The sequence below is a fragment of the Agrobacterium tumefaciens genome, from assembly GCF_013318015.2.
Lineage (GTDB): Bacteria > Pseudomonadota > Alphaproteobacteria > Rhizobiales > Rhizobiaceae > Agrobacterium > Agrobacterium tumefaciens.
The window spans coordinates 1,960,136-1,980,599 of sequence record NZ_CP115841.1; the positions used below are offsets into that span (position 1 = coordinate 1,960,136).

General features: G+C 59.4%; 19 protein-coding genes and 1 pseudogene. 14 read left to right on the forward strand and 6 right to left on the reverse strand.

Annotation, left to right across the window (positions count from 1 at the left end; translation table 11 throughout):
* Nucleotides 1-13: 13 nt before the first annotated feature.
* Nucleotides 14-262, reverse strand: coding sequence for a hypothetical protein (locus G6L97_RS09730; RefSeq protein WP_003513848.1), 249 nt, complete (start codon nt 260-262; stop codon nt 14-16).
* 248 nt (nt 263-510) lie between these two features.
* Complete coding sequence (gene uppL / locus G6L97_RS09735) at nt 511-1,326, reverse strand: polysaccharide biosynthesis UDP-hexose transferase UppL (protein WP_034502051.1); 816 nt, start codon at nt 1,324-1,326, stop codon at nt 511-513.
* Between the two features lie 240 nt (nt 1,327-1,566).
* Here uppL and G6L97_RS09740 point away from each other — a divergent pair, with 240 nt between their 5' ends.
* On the forward strand, nt 1,567-1,776 hold the full coding sequence (locus G6L97_RS09740) for a hypothetical protein (protein WP_003513853.1): 210 nt from the start codon (nt 1,567-1,569) through the stop codon (nt 1,774-1,776).
* 16 nt (nt 1,777-1,792) lie between these two features.
* Here G6L97_RS09740 and uppM read toward each other — a convergent pair whose 3' ends face one another.
* Nucleotides 1,793-3,412, reverse strand: coding sequence for a polysaccharide biosynthesis protein UppM (uppM, locus tag G6L97_RS09745; protein ID WP_162686686.1), 1,620 nt, complete (start codon nt 3,410-3,412; stop codon nt 1,793-1,795).
* 258 nt (nt 3,413-3,670) lie between these two features.
* Between uppM and uppO the strand changes: the two genes are divergently transcribed.
* The 3 genes from uppO to G6L97_RS09760 all read left to right on the forward strand — a co-directional run bounded on the left by uppO (nt 3,671) and on the right by G6L97_RS09760 (nt 5,985).
* A complete protein-coding gene (uppO, locus tag G6L97_RS09750; protein WP_111784107.1) occupies nt 3,671-5,086 on the forward strand; it encodes a polysaccharide biosynthesis phosphomannomutase UppO in 1,416 nt (471 codons plus the stop codon).
* Between the two features lie 135 nt (nt 5,087-5,221).
* Nucleotides 5,222-5,623 (forward strand): group II truncated hemoglobin, encoded by a 402-nt coding sequence (locus G6L97_RS09755; RefSeq protein WP_013636696.1) that lies wholly within the window; start codon nt 5,222-5,224, stop codon nt 5,621-5,623.
* Complete coding sequence (locus tag G6L97_RS09760; RefSeq protein ID WP_065658679.1) at nt 5,620-5,985, forward strand: DUF423 domain-containing protein; 366 nt, start codon at nt 5,620-5,622, stop codon at nt 5,983-5,985. Before G6L97_RS09755 ends, G6L97_RS09760 begins: the two co-directional genes overlap by 4 nt.
* Before the next feature lie 7 nt (nt 5,986-5,992).
* On the opposite strand, the gene G6L97_RS09765 is transcribed toward G6L97_RS09760, so the two are convergent.
* From G6L97_RS09765 to G6L97_RS09775, 3 genes and pseudogenes are all read right to left on the reverse strand, one after another.
* Nucleotides 5,993-6,280 (reverse strand): hypothetical protein, encoded by a 288-nt coding sequence (locus G6L97_RS09765; protein ID WP_003513867.1) that lies wholly within the window; start codon nt 6,278-6,280, stop codon nt 5,993-5,995.
* Nucleotides 6,261-6,584, reverse strand: a pseudogene (locus tag G6L97_RS09770) (DUF2325 domain-containing protein); the annotation flags it as partial. The pseudogene G6L97_RS09770 and the gene G6L97_RS09765, both read right to left, overlap by 20 nt.
* Before the next feature lie 254 nt (nt 6,585-6,838).
* Nucleotides 6,839-7,480, reverse strand: coding sequence for a TetR family transcriptional regulator C-terminal domain-containing protein (locus G6L97_RS09775; RefSeq protein WP_003513869.1), 642 nt, complete (start codon nt 7,478-7,480; stop codon nt 6,839-6,841).
* Between the two features lie 262 nt (nt 7,481-7,742).
* On the opposite strand from G6L97_RS09775, the gene G6L97_RS09780 reads away from it, so the two are divergent.
* The 10 genes from G6L97_RS09780 to G6L97_RS09825 all read left to right on the forward strand — a co-directional run bounded on the left by G6L97_RS09780 (nt 7,743) and on the right by G6L97_RS09825 (nt 20,393).
* Nucleotides 7,743-8,990 carry a Zn-dependent hydrolase gene (locus G6L97_RS09780; RefSeq protein ID WP_111784093.1) on the forward strand — a complete coding sequence of 416 codons (1,248 nt, stop codon included), beginning with the start codon at nt 7,743-7,745 and terminating at the stop codon, nt 8,988-8,990.
* Nucleotides 8,987-10,444, forward strand: a complete 1,458-nt coding sequence (gene hydA, locus G6L97_RS09785; RefSeq protein ID WP_111784094.1) for a dihydropyrimidinase — start codon at nt 8,987-8,989, stop codon at nt 10,442-10,444. Before G6L97_RS09780 ends, hydA begins: the two co-directional genes overlap by 4 nt.
* Nucleotides 10,441-10,884: an NUDIX hydrolase gene (locus tag G6L97_RS09790; protein WP_162632995.1), complete on the forward strand. Its 444-nt coding sequence runs from the start codon at nt 10,441-10,443 to the stop codon at nt 10,882-10,884. The genes hydA and G6L97_RS09790 overlap by 4 nt, the downstream gene beginning before the upstream one ends.
* Nucleotides 10,881-11,675, forward strand: a complete 795-nt coding sequence (locus tag G6L97_RS09795) for an ABC transporter ATP-binding protein (RefSeq protein WP_003513873.1) — start codon at nt 10,881-10,883, stop codon at nt 11,673-11,675. Before G6L97_RS09790 ends, G6L97_RS09795 begins: the two co-directional genes overlap by 4 nt.
* Nucleotides 11,676-11,717: 42 nt before the next feature.
* The gene (locus G6L97_RS09800) at nt 11,718-12,593 is read left to right on the forward strand and encodes an ABC transporter permease (protein ID WP_111784095.1); all 876 of its coding nucleotides are present in this window, start codon (nt 11,718-11,720) and stop codon (nt 12,591-12,593) included.
* Nucleotides 12,590-13,462: an ABC transporter permease gene (locus G6L97_RS09805; protein ID WP_065702623.1), complete on the forward strand. Its 873-nt coding sequence runs from the start codon at nt 12,590-12,592 to the stop codon at nt 13,460-13,462. The genes G6L97_RS09800 and G6L97_RS09805 overlap by 4 nt, the downstream gene beginning before the upstream one ends.
* Before the next feature lie 21 nt (nt 13,463-13,483).
* Nucleotides 13,484-14,476: an ABC transporter substrate-binding protein gene (locus G6L97_RS09810; RefSeq protein WP_003513879.1), complete on the forward strand. Its 993-nt coding sequence runs from the start codon at nt 13,484-13,486 to the stop codon at nt 14,474-14,476.
* Between the two features lie 365 nt (nt 14,477-14,841).
* On the forward strand, nt 14,842-16,035 hold the full coding sequence (locus G6L97_RS09815; protein ID WP_111784096.1) for an efflux RND transporter periplasmic adaptor subunit: 1,194 nt from the start codon (nt 14,842-14,844) through the stop codon (nt 16,033-16,035).
* A gap of 13 nt (nt 16,036-16,048) precedes the next feature.
* Nucleotides 16,049-19,369 (forward strand): efflux RND transporter permease subunit, encoded by a 3,321-nt coding sequence (locus tag G6L97_RS09820; protein WP_111784097.1) that lies wholly within the window; start codon nt 16,049-16,051, stop codon nt 19,367-19,369.
* A 334-nt stretch (nt 19,370-19,703) separates the two neighbouring features.
* Nucleotides 19,704-20,393, forward strand: coding sequence for a Crp/Fnr family transcriptional regulator (locus G6L97_RS09825; RefSeq protein WP_019565122.1), 690 nt, complete (start codon nt 19,704-19,706; stop codon nt 20,391-20,393).
* Nucleotides 20,394-20,464: the final 71 nt, after the last annotated feature.

Here is a 20,464-nt window from a genome sequence, read left to right on the forward strand (position 1 = left end):
TAATATCAGCTTTTCAGCTCAGGGTTTTTTCCCTGCGCAAAGAGATCCCATTCACATGCCGTTTCTGGGAAGCGAATGACGAAAAAACGGCTGCAAGAATGAGAAGCGGCACAAGAACCGGCCAGAAGAAACAAAGGATGATACCGGTCACCCGGTAAAAGTCCCAATCCTTGTCGCGGCGGGCGCCTTCTATATAGGTCATGGCAAGAGAAGTAACGGTGCCAATCCCATATACGAAAAGAGAAATGGACGTAATTACCATCGCTGTCCTCAATATATTTCTGATTCGAATAAATATGTAATATCCGCTCAGTGTACCGCCGTTACGCCCACTTGCAACGATTTTCCGCGGAAAGACACCTCCACCCCGATACGTTAGAGCGACCTCATATAGCGCGACTCCATATGATGATTGCATGCGCCGGCAGATGCCGCTCACATGATATCGATCCTGAACCGGTCAGACGGTCAGGGGAAATTCGGTAAAAAATTAACGAGAATGCGCAGATTTCAGACCTTGCCGGCCCCGAACCCGTAGCGGTGCTTCAGCAGCGAATATATGGCGATGGGATTGGTCAGCAGGTAGCGCTTGCCGAGACGCCTCGGCTCAAGCATGGCCCTGTAGAGCCATTCGAGCCCCATATCCTGCATCCATTGTGGCGCCCTGCTGTTCTTGCCCGCGAGAAAATCGAACAGACCGCCGCAGGTCTTGATCACCGCAATGTCGGAAAGCCTGTCGAGATTGCGCGCGACGAAACGTTGCTCCAGCGGTATGCCGAAGCCCACCCAGAGAATATCGGTCTGCGATGCGACGATATCGGCAAGGATCGCCTCCTCGTCGCCGGGTCTGAAATAACCATTGCGCCGACCGGCAAAAACAAGCCGCGGATAGAGCTTTTGCATTTCCTCGACTGCCGCGCGGTTCACCTCTTCGGAACCGCCGAGGAAATAGAACCGCGTGCCGGTCGCCTCAGCCCTCCGGGCCACCGCATGAACGAGGTCCGTCGTCGCCACACGTTCCCGCAGCGCCCTTACGCAGAACTGGCGGGAAAAGATCACCAGCGACATGCCGTCGGCATGAATCTGGTCCGCCTGCCGCAGCAGGGCTTCGAATTCCTTGTCTTGGTGACAGAGTGCGATGACCTGACCGTTCGCCGATGTCGAATAGAACGGCTTTGCGCCGGCCGCGCGTTCACGTTCCGCCCGCAGGATAAAATCCTGCGCCGTCTCTTCGATGGTCGCATCGGTGATGGGCAAAGCCGCAAGCGGAACAACCGGCCAGTGTGTGCCAGGCCCTTCCGCATGCGGGACATCTCTCCCTGTCATATTCTGTCCGGTGTCCAAGATAGGCATCGTTTCACTGTTATATTCACGCATAGGATTAAGGTATAAGGCTTCAAACACTACGAATAACTATCATTAATATTCTTATAAATCTGACGCTTGAATCAAACAATTATACGCCCGGGGGTTGAGTGACCACCCCAACCTCTCCTCACCCTATTCCGGTTTTGCGGTTGATGGGTTAAGGGACGACGAAACCACACCATAGAAAAGGTCCCGGCCATGGAAACCATATCGATCGACAACCGCGGCGATTTCGGCCTTTGGGCCATCGAACGGGCAAAAGAAATCGTCGCCAATGAGGCGTCCGATCTTGCCGTTTCGGTCCGTGACGGCGACGAGACAGGCATTCGCGATGCGGGTAATGCGCTGGGTGCCGCCATCGCCGCCGCCCTGCTCGAAGTCTATGACGGCCTGATGTCCGAGGAGTAATCGGCGGTCGCAGCCCTCAGGCGTAGCGTTCCGCGTGATCTGTCCGGCGCAGAAAACCCAAAAGCCCAAGTGCGATGGCAATTCCGAGACCAAGGAACAGACCGCCCACGCCACCGGCGATCAGGAAGATCAGCTTGCCGGGCGGCCAGCTTCTGGAATTGGGCGCTACCGGCTGCGAAATCACCCGCACATTGGTGGAATCGATTGTCTGCTGCTCGGCGATCTGGCGTGATCGGTTGAGATAGGTCTCGTAGATCGCGGCAGCTGAGTTGGCGTCTCGCTCCAGATCGCGCAGCCGCACCTGCGCCTCATTGTCGGTGAAGACGTTGGCGCGTTCCGCAACCGCCTTCAGCCGCAGGGCATCAAGCGAGGAGCGGGCCTCGGCGACATTGGTCTTGGCCGCCAGCAAAATCCGCTGCGCCTCATCCGCAATGCCGCGTTCCAGCATGTCGCGTTCCGCCCCCGCCGTCGCCAGACGCGGATGGCGGGCGCCATAGGTCAGCGTCATCGCCCCGATCTGCTGCTGCAAGGTGCTGTATTGCGCACGGATGGTGTTCATGGTCTGGCTGTCGAAGATCGCGTCGCTCTGGGTGCGGTTCTGGGCAATCGCCGCCTGCATCTGCTTGAGGCGCGACTCCTCCTGAATGACGCGCTGCTGCGCGGCAAGAACCTGCGCATTCAGCTCTCCTGATGCCAGATTGCTGACCAGCTGGCCGTTATTCTCCTGCAGGCCGTTTTCGCGGCGGAAATCGGCGACGCGCTTTTCGGCAACCGTCACGTTCTGGCGCATTTCCTCAAGCCGCTTCTTTAGATCATCGACGATACGCAGGCTGCTGTCGGAGGTCGTCTGGAACAACTCGCTTTCGAAAGCCTTCACCATCGCCTTCGAGACTGTCACGGATTTGTCCGGATCATTGGTCCAGACCGCAAGCGTCACCACGAAGGAACGCGGATCCCGTTCCGCCGCAACCCGTTCGCCCAGCGAACGAAGCGCGCCGACCTTGTTGTCACCATCTTCCGGCTTGGGTGAAAAAAATGCTTTCAGCCGCGCAAGAGGCGGTGGGGATATGAATTCCGGGTCCTCATCCAGTTTCAGCTCGTCCACCACACGCGCCAGCACGTTGCGCGACGTGACGGTGCGCAGCTTGCTCTCCACTTCGAGAATCTGGGTGTCGCGCTGCTGGTTGGGCGAAAACACCCCGTCATTGACGACATTCAGGTTGGAGGGATTGACGACGATATCCGTATAGGCGGTGTAACGCGGCGGCGTCATATAGGCATAGGCGAGTGCAGCGGCGACGCAGAGAATGATCGCAAGCACAATCCAGACGATCCCGGCACGCAGCCAGCCGAGTACCTCGTCCACACCGATCCGGTCGATATATTTCAGGCCCGGCAGCGTGGCCGCGAAACTGTTGCTTGGCGAGGCCGGCCTTGTGGGCTTTTCAGCCGGAGCGGGTTCGGCAACGGCAGCCGCCGGCTTCGACTCAAGATGCTCTTTCAGCACCGTGCGCTCGAAAACCTCATCCTCATCCACCAGATCGTCCAGCAGGGAACCGTGGGGTCTGGCGGCGGGCGCCGCTTTTTCATCCAGCGGACGTGCCTGCTTATGTCCCGCCTTTTGAAGCCTGTACATCAGCCAATCCAACTTGAACGAACCACAAAAAAGGCCTGCAACAGATGGTTTTCATCGTCGCCAGAACCACTATTAACCGGCAAGTCTAGATATAACGGGTGAATTTTAGGTTACCCGCATCATCCCCGCCATCATCACCTATTCGCCGCGTCCATGAAAGAGATGATTGACTTGAATGGATCGATACGGTTCTTTCTGGCGTTATATTTTTGTATTATCCATTTGAACCTCAAAGATTTTATCGAAACGGAGTTTGGCATGAGCCTGAAATTTGGAACGAGCGGCCTTCGCGGCCTGTCTGTCGATCTGAAAGGAAAGGCCTCGGCCGTCTACGCAACGGCATTTGCAAGGCACCTTCTCACATCGGGTCAGGCAAAGGCGGGCGACCCCATTCTCGTGGCCCGCGATTTCCGCGATTCGAGCCCGGATGTTTCCGCAACCTGTATCGCCGCGCTGAAAAAGGCCGGCCTCACGCCGCTCGATTGCGGCACGGTCCCGACACCGGCACTGGCGCTTTATGGACTTTCCCTCAAGGCCGGCGCGCTGATGATAACGGGTTCGCATATTCCGGCCGACCGCAACGGCATCAAGTTCTACCGCCCGGACGGCGAAATCGATAAACAGGACGAAACGGCGATCGCCGCACTCGCAGCCGAAGTCGAGGCTGAAGGGATTAACGACGAGGCCGCAACGGCGGACGACCATTCCGCAATTGCAGCCGCGCTCTTTTATGAGCGCAATGCCGCACTCCTGCCGGCAAAGGCGCTGTCGGGCCTGAAGATCGGCGTTTACCAGCACAGCACGGTGGCGCGCGATCTCTTCGTCGACGTTCTCGCCCACTATGGCGCCGAAGTTGTGTCGCTCGGCCGTTCCGAGACCTTCATTCCGGTCGATACCGAGGCGGTCTCCCCTGAAACGCTGGAGCTTCTCAAAAAATGGGCGCCGGAACACGGCCTCGATGCCATCGTTTCCGCCGATGGTGACGGCGACCGGCCCCTGCTTGCCGATGAAAACGGCGTGCCGCTGCGCGGCGACCTGATCGGATTGATTACGGCGAATTTTCTCGATGCCGGCGTGGTCGTCACCCCCGTCACCTCCAATTCCGGCATTGAGGCGAGCGGTTCGTTCAAGGTCATCCGCACCAGGGTCGGTTCGCCTTTCGTGATCGCCGGCATGGCACAGGCCCTTGCCGAAGGAAACAACGGCGTCATGGGTTTCGAGGCCAATGGCGGCCTTCTGACAGCCTCGACCTTCACATTGAACGGCAAACCGCTATCGCCCCTGCCGACGCGGGACAGCTTCCTGCCCATCCTCGCCGTATTGCTTCTCTCCGCCGAGCAGAAAAAGCCGCTATCGCAGATTGCCGCCGCCTATAACCTGCCGGTCGCGGCTGCGGATCGTCTGGAAAACTTCGCACAGGAAAAAAGCGCTGCCCTGATGACGCATCTGCGCGCCTCGCGGAATAATCTCGAAACCTTCCTCGCCCCCGTGGGCACGGTCAAGGCGCTGAGCGACATTGACGGCCTGCGCGTGGCGCTAACAGACGGCAGCACCATCCATTTCCGCCCTTCCGGCAATGCTCCGGAAATGCGCTGCTACGTCGAGGCCGCCAATCAGGACGAAGCCGAAACGTTGCTCAGCAAGGGCCTCGATCTCATCCGCAACTTTGGATGAGTGGATGGCGCTGAACGCTTGAAGCGGACGGTCACCATGAATGTCCCAGTGTCGCAAATGTCGCATCCCGTCTTTGCCTGTTGCTCTTCTCGCTCCGGAAAGCGATAAGGGCCGCAGGGTTCAAGGAGGCGGGATGTGAGCGGCGAGACCATTACCCTTTATGAAGCGATCGGCGGCGATGCCACAGTCAGAGCACTGACCCGGCGCTTCTACGAATTGATGGACACCCTGCCAGAGGCGGCGCATTGCCGCGCCATCCATCCAGCCGATCTTTCCGGCAGCGAAAGCAAGTTCTACGATTATCTGACCGGATATCTTGGCGGACCGCCGGTCTATGTCGAAAAACACGGCCACCCGATGTTGCGCAGGCGTCATTTCGTGGCCCCTATCGGACCCGCCGAGCGGGACGAATGGCTGCTCTGCTTTCGCCGCGCGATGGACGAGACCATCGAGAACGCAAAGCTCCGGGACATCATCTGGGGACCCGTGGAGCGGCTGGCCTTTCACATGCAAAATCAGGAAGCGAATAACCCATGACGACGGAAAGATTGCGCGCCTTGATTTTGCTGCTGGGCAGCCTTTTGGGTGCTGCCGGCGTCATGCTTGCCGCCGCCGCCACCCATACCGGCGAAACCTATATGCTTGGCAACGCCTCGACCATGGCGCTCGCCCATGCGCCAGTGCTTGTGGCACTGCATATCGGCGCGGACCGCATCAGAACCTCCATTCCGGCAGGGCTGATTCTTGGCTTCGGCACGGCGGTTTTTGTTGGTGATCTCGTCACCAGACATTTTTCCGGTCACAGCCTGTTTCCCTACGCGGCCCCCTTGGGTGGCCTCGGCATGATCGCGGGATGGCTGGTGCTCTGCGCCGGTGCATTTTTGAAGCCGAGGGGCTAAATCGGCATCAACGCCGTTTCCAGCGAAACGACAGGATGTTGCCGCCACGTTGAGCCGCGTCACCGATCTCGAAGAACGGCTTTTCGCCCGGCTGGCGGGTGCGCAGATAGGGAAAAGCCAGCACATTGCCGCCGTCAGCTGCGGCGCGGTTGCGCCGCTCGCGTTCGCCGACGACTTCATACATCTCCGTCAGGGCCGGATCGGCGCCCTGGTCGGCCATCTTGTGCAACTCCACGCGGCAGGCCTCAGCCACCGCCTGCTCTGCATCCTTAAAATTATTGCGCTCGTCGCTCATCGTTTAAGGTCCGTTCATTCATCGTCTGCAGCGCTCGCTCCAGACTGGATTTGCTGCCATTGCGCAGCGGAATGAACGTCTTGCCGAATTTCTTGCAACCGGACTTCACCCGCAGACACGCATCGTGGCTGATACAGTCGATCGGGCAGAAAACGCAGTCGACGGAGGGAAGAACAGTGTCGATACGCGAGACCGCCTCACGCAATCCGCCATCGTGATGGATAAGCTCGGCGCCGAAATTGCTGGCGATCTGGCGAAGATGGGCAACCTGACAGTCACGGCCGCCAACATAAAGAAAGCTCTTCGGACCGGAAAGCTGCTGTTCGGCCACATCCTTTTCAGGTTGAGGCGCGCCCTTGCCCTGCTTGCCGCCGCGTTCGGCTTTCTTCTTTTCCTTGCGTGCCATTCCCTCACCTGCCGGTTGATTTTTTCATGCCCCGACGTTCGGGATGCCGGCACCATAATAAAGATGAGTTTTGGAGTAAAGTATAAAGGTGATAATTTTCCTCATGTTTTGACATAAAGAATCGATCACATATTCGCGATAACCTCACCAGATCAGTTGTTGATCTTCAATCCGCCCATGAAAAGCTGCTCCAGGTGCCGGGCTGCATCCTCAAACCGGCCTTCGCCACCGTTCTTGTCGCCCAGCACGGCCCGCACCTGCACGTCGAAATCCGCATAGTGCTGCGTGGTCGACCAGATCGAGAAAATCAGGTGATAGGGATCGCATTTCGCCATCCTTCCGGCCTTGATCCAGACGCGGATTACCTCCGCCTTTTCATCCACCAGTTGCTTCAGCGGACCCTTCAGCTCATCCTCGATATGGGGCGCGCCCTGCAGAATTTCATTGGCAAACAGGCGGCTCTCGCGCGGAAAATCGCGCGACATTTCCAGTTTGCGGCGAATATAGGAGCGGATTTCGCTTTCAGGATTGCCCTCGGCATCGAAAGCCCTGAGCGGATCCAGCCAGGTATCCAGCACCCGCTCGATCAACGCGCGATGCATCGCCTCCTTGGTGCGGAAATAATAAAGTACGTTCGGTTTCGACATGCCGGCCGCCTCGGCAATCTGGTCGATGGTTGAACCGCGAAAGCCGTTGGTGGAAAACACACTCAGCGCGGCCTCAAGAATCGCTTCCTGCTTTTCTTCCTGAATGCGGGTCCGCTTCTGTGTTTTCGCTGCGCGCGGTATGGCCATACTCTGCTCTCTGTGTTTCTTTTCGATGCAATTGCCGCTACAGTATGCTTAAAAAATAATCGCCGCGTACAGTTTAGGCAAAATTAGTGCGATTCGTCACGAAAATCCCTTGCTGACGTCATGGCGAATTTGCAATGTTTACCAGCCGGTCAATTTATCCACCATCGCCATCACAAGGCAATGGCTGTTATCTTAACCGGCAAAAACGGGAACGGCACAAGCTTTGCTTCGATAAAAACAAAACAGGTGAGGACGACACTTCATGGCAGCGGGTAAGAACTTGACGGTCAATGGCGACCGTCTGTGGGACAGTCTGATGGACATGGCGAAAATCGGCCCCGGCATTGCCGGCGGCAATAATCGCCGCACGCTGACGGATGAAGATGCTGAAGGCCGCAGCCTGTTCAAGCGCTGGTGCGAAGCGGCCGGCCTCACGATGGGCGTCGACAAGATGGGCACGATGTTCGCCACACGCCCCGGCGAGGACCCGGATGCACTGCCGGTCTATATCGGCAGCCATCTCGACACCCAGCCAACCGGCGGCAAGTTCGATGGCGTTCTCGGTGTGCTGGCTGGACTGGAAGTCGTGCGAAGCCTGAACGATCTCAACATAAAGACGAAACACCCCGTTGTTGTCACCAACTGGTCCAATGAGGAAGGCGCGCGCTTTGCCCCGGCCATGCTGGCTTCCGGCGTCTTCGCCGGCATTCACGATCTCGATTACGCCTATAGCCGCACCGATACCGACGGCAAGACCTATGGCGACGAGCTGAAGCGCATCGGCTGGCTGGGTGAGGAAGAGGTGGGCGCCCGCAAGATGCACGCCTATTTCGAATATCATATCGAACAGGGGCCTATCCTCGAGGCGGAAGGCAAGCAGATCGGCGTCGTTACCCATGGTCAGGGCCTGTGGTGGCTGGAAGTGACGCTGACAGGCAAGGAGGCGCATACCGGCTCGACGCCGATGGCCATGCGCGTCAATGCTGGCCTCGCCGCCGCCCGCATCCTCGAAAAGGTGCAGGAAGTGGCGATGGCCCACCAGCCGGGCGCCGTCGCCGGCGTCGGCCAGATGATCTTCACGCCCAATTCCCGCAATGTGCTGCCCGGCAAGGTGGTTTTCACCATCGACCTCAGAACCCCCTCGCAGGCGAAACTCGACAACATGCGCGCCATTTTCGAACGCGAGGTGCCCGTTATCGCCGAAGAACTCGGCGTCGGCTGCTCAATCGAGGCCATCGGCCATTTCGATCCCGTCACCTTCGATCCGGTGCTGGTGGGCCGCGTGCGCGCTGCTGCCGAAAAGCTGGGCTACAGCCATATGGACATCATTTCCGGCGCTGGCCATGATGCTTGCTGGACGGCAAGGGTTGCCCCCTCCACCATGATCTTCTGCCCCTGCGTGGACGGTCTTTCCCACAATGAAGCCGAAGACATCTCCTCCGAATGGGCCGCCGCGGGCTGCGACGTGCTGCTGCATGCGGTGCTGGAAACTGCGGAGATCGTGCAATGACCGCCACCATTATCAAGAACGGCACCATCGTCACCGCCGACCTGACCTACAAGGCCGATGTTAAAATCGAAGGCGGCAAGATCACAGAGATCGGACCCGATCTGACCGGCGGCACAGTGCTCGATGCCACGGGATGTTACGTCATGCCCGGCGGCATCGATCCGCATGTGCATCTGGAAATGCCCTTCATGGGCACATATTCCGCCGATGATTTCGAGAGTGGCACGCGTGCCGCCCTTGCCGGCGGCACGACCATGGTGGTGGATTTTTGTCTGCCCGATCCCGGCCAGTCGCTGCTCGATGCCCTGCAAAGATGGGACAACAAGGCAACGCGAGCCAACTGCGATTATTCCTTCCACATGGCCGTTACCTGGTGGGGCGAGCAGGTCTTCAACGAGATGAAGACTGTGGTTCAGGAAAAGGGCATCAATTCGTTCAAGCACTTCATGGCCTACAAGGGCGCGTTGATGGTGAATGACGACGAGATGTTCGCCTCCTTCTCGCACTGCGCCGAGCTTGGCGCCATTCCCTTCGTTCATGCGGAAAACGGCGATATCGTCGCGCAGATGCAGGAAAAGCTGATGGCGGAAGGCAATGTCGGTCCGGAAGCGCATGCCTATTCCCGGCCGCCCTCCGTCGAAGGCGAAGCGACCAACCGCGCCATCATCATCGCCGATATGGCCGGTGCGCCGCTTTATGTCGTTCATACATCCTGCGAGCAGGCACATGAAGCCATCCGCCGTGCGCGTCAGAACGGCATGCGCGTTTATGGCGAACCGCTGATCCAGCACCTGATCCTCGATGAAAGCGAATACGCCAATGCCGACTGGGACCATGCTGCCCGCCGGGTCATGTCGCCACCCTTCCGCAACCGCCAGCATCAGGATAGCCTCTGGGCGGGTCTCGCCTCCGGCTCGCTACAATGCGTGGCGACCGACCATTGCGCCTTCACCACCGACCAGAAGCGCTTCGGCCTCGGTGACTTCCGCAAGATCCCCAATGGCACCGGCGGGCTGGAAGATCGCCTGCCGCTGCTCTGGACCCATGGCGTGGCGACCGGCCGGCTGACGATAAACGAATTCGTCGCCGTCACCTCCACCAACATTGCGAAAATCCTCAACATCTATCCGAAAAAGGGCGCGATCCTCATCGGCAGCGATGCCGATCTCGTCGTCTGGGACCCGGCGCGGGAAAAGACCATCCGCGCGGAAAACCAGCAATCGGCCATAGATTACAACGTGTTCGAAGGACAGAAGGTCAAGGGCCTGCCGCGCTTCACCCTGTCGCGCGGCATCGTCAGCATCGAGGAAAGCACGGTCAAGACGCAGGAAGGTCACGGCACGTTCGTCGCCCGGGATCCCTATCCCGCCGTCAGCAAGGCGCTGTCCACATGGAAAGAGCTCGTCGCGCCACGCAAGGTGGAACGCAGCGGTATACCGGCATCGGGTGTATGACCTTGAGCACCGATCCGAAACGCGAAATCGTCATCGCTGCCGCCGTTCTCCTGAATGCGCGGCGGCAAATGCTTGTCGTGCGCAAGCGCGGCACCACGCAATTCATGCAGCCGGGCGGCAAGATCGATCCGGGTGAAACGCCTGAGCAGGCGCTTCACCGTGAACTTGCCGAGGAAATCGGCCTCACGCTTCCTGAAAATGCCGCGCGATATGAGGGCATCTTTCGGGAGGAGGCCGCCAATGAGACAGGGGCGGAGGTCGTGGCCCATGCCTTCGTCGCCCAACTGAATATCGAAGTTACCCCACAGGCCGAGATAGAGGAGGTGCGCTGGCTCGATCTGGATGCGGCCTCCAATCTGCCGATCGCCAAACTCACGGAAACACGTATGCTGCCGCTGGCACGCGCAGCCCTGACGGAAAGTGGAAACAAGCCACGATGAACCAAGCCTCGTCCTATTCCGTCGTTTCCGCCAGAAATCTCGGCCTCACCTTCGAAACCGGCGATGGCCCGGTGCACGCGCTTTCCAATGTCGATCTGGAAGTGGGCAAGGGCGAGTTCGTCTCCTTCATCGGCCCTTCCGGCTGCGGTAAGACCACGTTCCTGCGGGTGATTGCCGATCTCGAAAAGCACACATCCGGCGATATCACCGTCAATGGCACCACGCCGGAAAACGCCCGCAAGGACCGGTCCTACGGCTATGTCTTTCAGGCCGCCGCACTCTATCCCTGGCGGACCATCGAAAAGAACATTGCACTGCCGCTCGAAATCATGGGCTATACGAAGGCCGAACAGAGGGAGCGCATCGACCGCACGCTCGATCTCGTCAATCTCAGCGGTTTCAGCAAGAAATACCCATGGCAGCTTTCCGGCGGCATGCAGCAGCGCGCCTCCATCGCCCGCGCGCTCGCCTTCGATGCCGACCTGCTGTTGATGGACGAACCCTTCGGCGCGCTGGACGAGATCGTCCGCGACCATCTGAACGAACAGCTGCTGAAACTGTGGGATACGACCGGCAAGACCATCTGCTTCGTCACCCACTCCATCCCGGAAGCCGTTTATCTCTCGACCAAGATCGTCGTGATGTCACCACGGCCCGGCCGGGTGACGGATATCATAGAATCCACGTTGCCAAGGGAAAGACCGCTTGAGATCAGGGAGACTCCGGAATTTCTGGCAATTGCGCATCGCGTGCGTGAGGGGCTGAAGGCGGGGCATAGCTATGAGGGGTGACGTCATCGCCAGCATTACCCCCCATCAACCGAGGGCAACCCTATGACCCTCCTCCGCCACCGCGTCCTCCCCATCCTCACCGTCCTCCTCGCCATCCTCATCGTCTGGCACCTTTGCGTCATCTACCTCAACATGCCCTTCGTCCGCGATCAGGCAAACCGCGCCGGCCAGACGCCGAGCTTCATCGAGCTTCTGCCGCAAACCTTCACGCAGGAGCGCCCGGTTCTCCCCGCCCCGCACCAGATCATCGCGGAACTGTGGGACACCACCGTCAACAAGGCGATCACCTCCAAGCGCAGCCTCGTTTATCACGCGGGCGTCACGCTTTCGGCCACGCTCCTCGGTTTCGCCATTGGCGCGGTGCTCGGCATCCTGCTTGCCGTCGCCATCATCCACAATCGCGCCATGGACCGCTCGGTCATGCCGTGGATCATCGCCAGCCAGACCATCCCCATCCTTGCTGTCGCGCCGATGATCATCGTCGTCCTGAATTCCATCGGCATTTCCGGGCTTTTGCCAAAGGCGCTGATTTCCACCTATCTCTCGTTCTTCCCGATTGTCGTCGGCATGGTGAAGGGCCTCAGAAGCCCCGAAACCATCCAGCTGGACCTGATGCACACCTATAATGCCTCGCCCGCACAAATCTTCTGGAAGCTGCGCTGGCCGTCTGCCCTGCCCTATCTCTTCACCTCGCTGAAGATCGCCATCGCGATTGCGCTGGTCGGGGCCATCGTCGGCGAATTGCCGACGGGCGCCGTCGCAGGCCTCGGTGCGCGTCTGCTCTCCGGCTCCTATTACGGCCAGACGGTGCAGATATGGGCAGCGCTGTTCATGGCCGCCGGTGTGGCCGCCATTCTGGTCTCGATCATCGGCATCGCCCACGCAGCCGTCCTCAAGAGAATGGGAGCGCGGCCATGACAAATCCCGTCTGGTTTATTGGCGCAATCCTGTTCTGGCTTGCCGCCTGGGCCTGCAACGAATGGCTGGTGCGCCACACCTTCGCATCACAGTCGGCAAAGCGAATGAGCCGCATGGCCGTACCGCTTCTCTTCGGGCTGGCCATTCTCGCGCTTTGGGAAGGTGTGGTGCGCGGCTTCTCCGTCCCACCCATCCTGTTGCCTGCCCCGAGCGCCATCCTCGCCCGCCTTCTCGGATCGCTACCGATCCTCTGGGCGGATTTCCGCCAGACCTTCCTCAAATCGGTGCTGACGGGTTATGTGCTCGGCTGCGGCCTAGGTTTCATCGTCGCCATCCTCATCGACCGCTCGCCTTTCCTGCAACGCGGGCTTCTGCCCATCGGCAATTTCGTCTCCGCCCTGCCTGTCGTCGGCATTGCTCCCATCATGGTCATGTGGTTCGGTTTCGACTGGCAGTCGAAAGTGGCTGTCGTCGTCATCATGACGTTTTTCCCGATGCTGGTGAATACGGTTCAAGGGCTTGCCGCCTCCAGCCACATGGAACGCGACCTGATGCGCACCTATGCTGCAGGCTGGGGGCAGACATTGCTGAAGCTGCGCCTGCCCGCCGCCTGGCCCTTCATCTTCAACGCCCTGAAGATCAATTCCACATTGGCGCTGATCGGCGCCATTGTCGCGGAATTCTTCGGCACGCCCATCGTCGGCATGGGTTTTCGCATCTCGGCGGAAATGGGCCGCAGCAATGTCGATATGGTCTGGGCAGAAATTGCCGTGGCGGCGCTCGCAGGCTCAGGATTTTATGGTCTGGTGGCGCTCATCGAGCGCGCCGTCACCTTCTGGCATCCGTCCGTCCGTGGGGGACGAACGTAAATAACGAAAAAGGGAACAGCGATGAAAATGAAACTTGCCTCTATGCTTCTTGCCGGCGCGTCACTTCTGAGCGCATTTGAGGCTCAGGCGGCCGACAAGATCACCCTGCAGCTGAAATGGGTCACCCAGGCGCAGTTCGCCGGTTATTACGTCGCCAAGGACAAGGGCTTTTATGAAGCCGAAGGCCTCGATGTCGATATCAAGCCGGGCGGACCGGATATTGCGCCTGCGCAGGTTCTGGCCGGCGGTGGCGCGGATGTGATCGTCGACTGGATGCCATCGGCACTCGCCACCCGCGAAAAGGGCGTGCCGCTCGTCAACATCGCCCAGCCGTTCAAAACGTCAGGCATGATGCTGACCTGCCTCAAGGAAACCGGCATTACCAAGCCGGAAGATTTCAAGGGCAAGACGCTCGGCGTCTGGTTCTTCGGCAATGAATATCCGTTCCTCTCGTGGATGGCGCACCTGAAAATCCCGACCACCGGCGGCGCGGATGGCGTCACCGTCCTCAAGCAGGGTTTCAACGTCGATCCGCTGCTGCAAAAGCAGGCCGCCTGCATTTCCACCATGACCTATAATGAATACTGGCAGGTCATTGATGCCGGCATCAAGCCGGAGGAACTCGTCACCTTCAAATATGAGGACGAGGGCGTGGCAACGCTGGAGGACGGGCTCTACGTTCTCGAAGACAAGCTGAAGGACGCCAAGTTCAAACAAGACATGGTCAAATTCGTCCGCGCTTCCATGAAAGGCTGGAAGTGGGCGGAAGAACACCCTGACGATGCAGCAGGTATCGTTCTTGAAAATGACGCCTCCGGCGCCCAGACCGAAAAGCACCAGAAGCGCATGATGGGCGAAGTCGCCAAGCTGACCGCAGGCTCGAAGGGCGCGCTGGACAAGGCGGATTACGAGCGCACCGTCAAGACGCTGCTCGGCGGCGGTTCCGATCCCGTCATCACCAAGGAGCCGACAGGCGCCTACACCACTGAAATCACCGATGCGGCGCTGAAATAGCCACGTCGAAGCCGAAAACATGGAAACGCGCGGCCATCGCCGCGCGTTTTTTTGCGCGCTGGTGACCCGTTTGATGAATTACAACACTCGGCCATATACAAAAATGTATATCAACCCTCGGGGCTATGCGGATTGATTTGTATAGCAACAGCAATTAGAGTCCCCGCCAACAAGACTGCCGAATTTGATCTTGTAAAAAAGCACGAGGCAAAGGTGCTTAAGATTCGCGTTGAGGGGCGTTTGAATCGGGAGGATCGAGAAGGAAGTATTGTGATCCCTTGTTTCACATTCGTTGCCGCATGACCTTTTAAAACACGCCTTCAGGCTGAAGGACATGCGATCGAATATTGCGCGAGCCAAGACACATGCAGCATAAAGTCAAGTTTAACCGCTTTGTTTTCCTTCTTCTTTCCGCAACGGCCCTGCCATTTTCGGCCGTGGCCGAGGGAGAAGTGCCGGAACCGGTCAAACAGCAGAACCTGCCTTCCATCATCGTCGCACACGCCGCAACACGCGATCTCGTGGACCGCATCATCGCCACCGGTACCATCAGGCCCGTGGACGAAATTTATGTACAGCCGCTGGTCGACGGCCTGTCGATCGACGAACTGAACGTCGATATCGGCGACAGGGTTGAGGCCAATGCGGTTCTGGCCGTGCTTTCCTCGGACAGTCTTCTCCTGCAAAAAAGCCAGCTTGAGGCCAACAGGGCCAAGGCGCAGGCCGCCGTTGCGCAATCCAAGGCGCAGGTTCTGGAGGCTGAGGCCAACAAGGCGGATGCCCTTCGCCAGCGCGACCGCGCCGCCAAGCTCGGCCAGAGCGGTTCCGGTTCCGTCTCCGAGACGGAAAAAACCGAGGCCGCTGCCCAGGTTGCGCAGGCACGCCTTGATGCCGCCAAACAGACCGTTTCCGCCGGAGAGGCAGACATCAAGGTCGTGGACGCGCAGATTGACGACATCAATCTGAAACTGACGCGCACGGGTGTGAAGACCCCCGTCACCGGCATCGTTTCCGCCAAGAATGCCAAGGTCGGCGCCATCGCCAGCGGTGCGGGAAACCCGCTTTTCACGATCATCAAGGACGGCGCGATCGAGCTCGTCGCCGATCTTTCCGAGACCGACATCCAGCGGGTGAAGGCCGGCCAGAAAGCTTTCTTGACGGTTGCCGGCGGAGCCAAAAAAATTGAGGGCAAGGTGCGTCTCGTTTCGCCGACCGTCGATCCGGCAACGCGCCTTGGTTCCGTGCATGTGGTGCTGCCGACGGACAGCCCGGCACGGTCGGGCATGTATGCCAGCGCTGAGATCATCGTAAAAGAGACGAACGCGCTTGCCCTGCCGCTTTCGGCCGTCACCTCCGGGCGTGAAGGCTCGACCACCCGCAAGGTGGAAGGCGACATCGTCAAGCAGGTGAAGATCGAGACCGGCATTGAAGACAGCGGTTTCATCGAGATTGTCAGCGGACTTGCCGCTGGTGACAAGGTTGTCGAGAAAGCTGGAGCATTCGTGCGTGATGGTGACCGGATAAGACCGGTGGAAGCCCAGACGGCTGCGTCCAACTGACTGAGGGAATGAAATGAACTTCTCCGCATGGTCAATCCGCAACCCGATTGCGCCGCTTCTCGGCTTCGCGCTTTTGATGTTCCTCGGCATCCAGGCCTTCAACGCCCTGCCGATCACCCGTTTTCCGAATATCGACGTTCCCGTCGTTGCCGTCACCGTGACCCAGAGCGGCGCTTCGCCGTCCGAGCTGGAAATGCAGGTGACGAAGGAGATCGAAGACGCTGTCGCCGCCATTAGCGGCGTCGACGAAATCCAGTCGACCGTCACCGACGGACAATCCCTGACAACCGTTGTCTTCCGCATCGAAAAGCCGACGGAAGAGGCGGTTCAGGACGTCAAGGACGCTATCGACAAGATCCGCAGCGATCTGCCATCTGATATCGAAGTGCCTGTTGTCAGCAAGATCGACGTGGAAGGCCAGGCAATCCAGACCTTTGCCGTCTCCTCGCCGAACATGACGCTGGAAGAACTGTCCTGGTTCGTGGATGACACCATCAAGCGTTCGCTGCAGGGCAAGTCCGGCATCGGCAAGGTCGACCGTTATGGCGGCGCCGACCGCGAAGTGCGCGTTTCGCTCAGCCCCGAAAAGCTCGACGCCTACGGCATCACCGCAAGCGAAGTGAACGGCCAGCTGCGCGGCACCAATATCGACCTCGGCTCCGGCCGCGGCCAGGTTGGCGGCAACGAACAGACGATCCGCACGCTCGGCGACACCCGCGACGTTACCCAGCTTGCCAACACCACCATCGCGCTCTCCAATGGCCGTTTCGTAAAGCTCGCCGAACTCGGCACCGTCACGGACACCTATGAGGAGCAGAAGTCCTTCTCGCGCTTCAACGGCAACCCCGCCGTCACCTTTGCGGTGTTCCGCTCCAAGGGCGCCAGCGAGGTTTCGGTCGCCAAAACCGTGGCCGAAAGCCTCGATCAGGTCCGCAAGGACCATCCCGACGTCGCGATCCAGATGGTCGATGACGCCGTCTACTTCACCTATGGCAACTATACGGCAGCGCTCGATACGCTGATCGAAGGCGCGGTCCTCGCCGTCATCGTGGTTCTGCTGTTCCTCAGGAACTGGCGCGCTACCCTGATTGCCGCCGTGGCCCTGCCGCTCTCCGCGATCCCGACATTCTGGATCATGGACATCATGGGCTTCTCGCTCAACCTCGTCAGCTTCCTCGCATTGACGCTCGCCACGGGTATTCTCGTGGACGACGCCATCGTGGAAATCGAGAACATCGCCCGCCACATCAAGATGGGCAAGACGCCGTATCGCGCCTCGCTGGAAGCCGCAGACGAAATCGGCCTTGCCGTCATCGCCACCAGCTTCACCATCATCGCCGTCTTCGTACCCGTGTCGTTCATGCCAGGCATTCCCGGCCAGTACTTCATCCAGTTCGGTCTGACGGTCGCCTTCTCGGTGTTCTTCTCGCTGGCGGTCGCCCGTCTCATCACGCCCTTGATGGCCGCCTATCTGATGCGCGCCGAAGACGCGATGGACGACCATGCCGACAATGACGGCTGGCTGATGAAAGCCTATACGCGCATGGTTTCCGCCACCACCTCCAAATGGTGGGCGCGTTACCTGACGCTGGTCGGCGCCATCGGCTTCCTCATTGCTTCCGTCATGCTTCTTAGCCAGGTGCCGGGCAGCTTCCTGCCGCCGGACGACGCCTCGCGCGTAACGCTTTCGGTGGAACTGCCGCCGAATGCAACGCTGGACGAGACAGACCGGACGACGACCGAAATCTTCCACGCCATCCGCGATATCAACGGTGTGGAAAGCGTCTTCATCCTCGGCGGCGCCTCGCCCAAGGGCGATCTGGAGCTTCGCCGCGCCACCGTCAACGTCATTCTCCAGCATATCGACCATTCGCTGCTGAAAACCCTTGTCAACAAGGGTCTCGGCTCGCTTCCGCTTGTCGGCCAATATCTTCCGAAGATCGAGGAAAAGGGCCGTGTCCGTCCGCAGTGGGATGTTGAGCGGGATATCTTCGCCAAGGTCCACAGCATTCCGGATGTACGCATCATCAAGCTGAACGACCGCGCGGAACGCGAACTGAGCTTCAACTTCCTCTCGTCCAACGAGAAGGATCTGAACGACGCCGTCGGCATTCTCGAAAGCCGCCTGCGCGCCTCGCCCATCCTTGCCAATGTCAGCTCGGAGGGAGCGCTTCCCCGTCCTGAACTGCAAATCCGCCCGCGCAAGGACGAGATCGCCCGCCTTGGAATCACGCCGCAGCAGATTTCGCAGACGGTGCGTGTCGCCACCATCGGTGACATCGACGCACAGTTGACGAAAATCTCGCTGGACGACCGGCAGATCCCGATCCGCGTGCAGGCATCCATCGATACCCGCCGTGACCTCGCCACCATCCGCGCGCTGAAGGTCAAGACCGCATCCGGTTCGCTGGTGCCGCTCTACAGTGTTGCCGATATCGACTATTCGGAAGGTCCAAGCTCGATCAAGCGCAACGACCGCAACCGCGTCGTCTCCATCGGCTCCGATGTACCGTTCGGCACAGCGCTCGATACGTCTACGGCGGAGTTCAAGCGGATCGTTTCGGAAACCGAACTGCCGGTAAGCGTTCGCCTTGCCGAAAGCGGCGATGCCAAGGTGCAGGGCGAAATGCAACAGGGCTTCGTCAACGCCATGCTGCTCGGCCTGCTTCTGGTGCTGGTGGTGCTTATCCTTCTGTTCAAGGATATCATCCAGCCCTTCACCATCCTGTTCTCACTGCCGCTCGCCATTGGCGGCGTGGCTGTGGCGCTCATCATCACGCAGAACGCGCTTTCCATGCCCGTTCTCATCGGCATTCTGATGCTGATGGGTATCGTGACGAAAAACGCCATCCTTCTGGTGGACTTCGCCATTGAAATGCGCCGGCACGGCATGGAACGGGTGCATGCCATGGTCGAGGCCGGCCGCAAGCGCGCCCGCCCGATCATCATGACCTCCATCGCCATGTCGGCGGGCATGTTGCCCTCGGCACTTGGCGTCGGCGAAGGCGGCTCCTTCCGCGCGCCGATGGCGATTGCGGTGATCGGTGGTATCATCGTCTCCACGGTGCTGTCCCTGATCGTGGTCCCCGCCTTCTTCCTGATCATGGATGACCTGTCGCGCCTGCTCGCCCACCTCTTCGGCCGCTTTGTCGGCAAGAAGGAAGAGGAGGAAGAGTCGCTCTCCAACGAAAAACTCTCGGAGATCGCCCGCGAAAACAGCCTGGCGCTCTCCTCGCTGGAAGCGCGCGTTGCCGGCATGGAAAAAGGCTCCGGTGAAAAATCCGGTGACAAAGGCAGCAACATATTGCGGTTGCCGCCGCTCGCTGCCGAGTGAAAGTTAAAACGCCGGGTCCAGTGCCCGGCGTTTCCTTTTGTGGTGAGTTTGCTTGGTCGCGACTGCGTTGCGGCTGGCTTCTTCTCCACGCCGGGGAGAAGAGATAGGCCGCACCCGCTCGCTCCACATTTCCCTGCTCCCCGCACACCAACGCCAAACCCATTTGATCGAAATCAATTCGCTTTTCAGGTGAACTGCTAATCTCCCTCGCATCGGGAATTGCCGGTCGAAGGATAATGCGATGAGCTCTTTTCAGATAGGCGTGAGGGAAAAGGAACATCCCCGGTTTCGTATCGCTTCGGACAACCCGGCAAAAGGTTTGAGCGGGAGCCGGATGGACGTGAACAAGACCGTAAAGCTGAGCAACAGGGACAGGAACATTCTGCTGCGCGTGCCCCTGATAGGGATTGCGGATGAAGCGGCGGCGTTGAAACTGATGGAGGCGGCGACCGTCACCAATCTCAATGCCCGCCATGTGCTCTTCAAGGAGGGCGAGGCAGCGCAATATTTCTACTGCGTGCTGTCGGGCTATGTCCGCCTTTACCGGCTGGACAGGCACGGGCGCGAGGCGGATGTGCGTGTCAGCGGTCCGGGCGATACCTTCAACGAATGCCTGATCTTCGGCAGCGACAGCTATCGTTACAGCGCGCAGGCGGCGGAAAGCTGCACCGTGGCGCGTTTCGAGCTGGCAAGAATCCGCAGCCTTGTGGATCAGGAACCGGCAATCGCCAAGGCCGTGATGCGCTGCCTCTCCAACAGCCTGCTCGGCACCATGGATTGCATTGCCAACGACCGGCTGCAAACCGCGCCGCAACGCGTTGCCCATTACCTGATCAATCAGGGACCGCGCGACGCTACGTCCTTTTCGCTGCGTCTGCCGTTCCAGAAAAGCCTGCTCGCCGGCAAGCTCGGCCTTGCGCCGGAAGCGCTGTCGCGCGCTTTCTCCGCACTGAAAAAGGCGGGCGTCACCGTTCGCGGCCGCATCGTGCAGGTCAATGATGTCGCGGCGCTGAAGCAGATTTGAAGAAGTACCGGGGAGAGGAAGAGGACGGGACGCCTACGGGTATGCCGTCCTCTAATTTTTTGTCGAGCAGG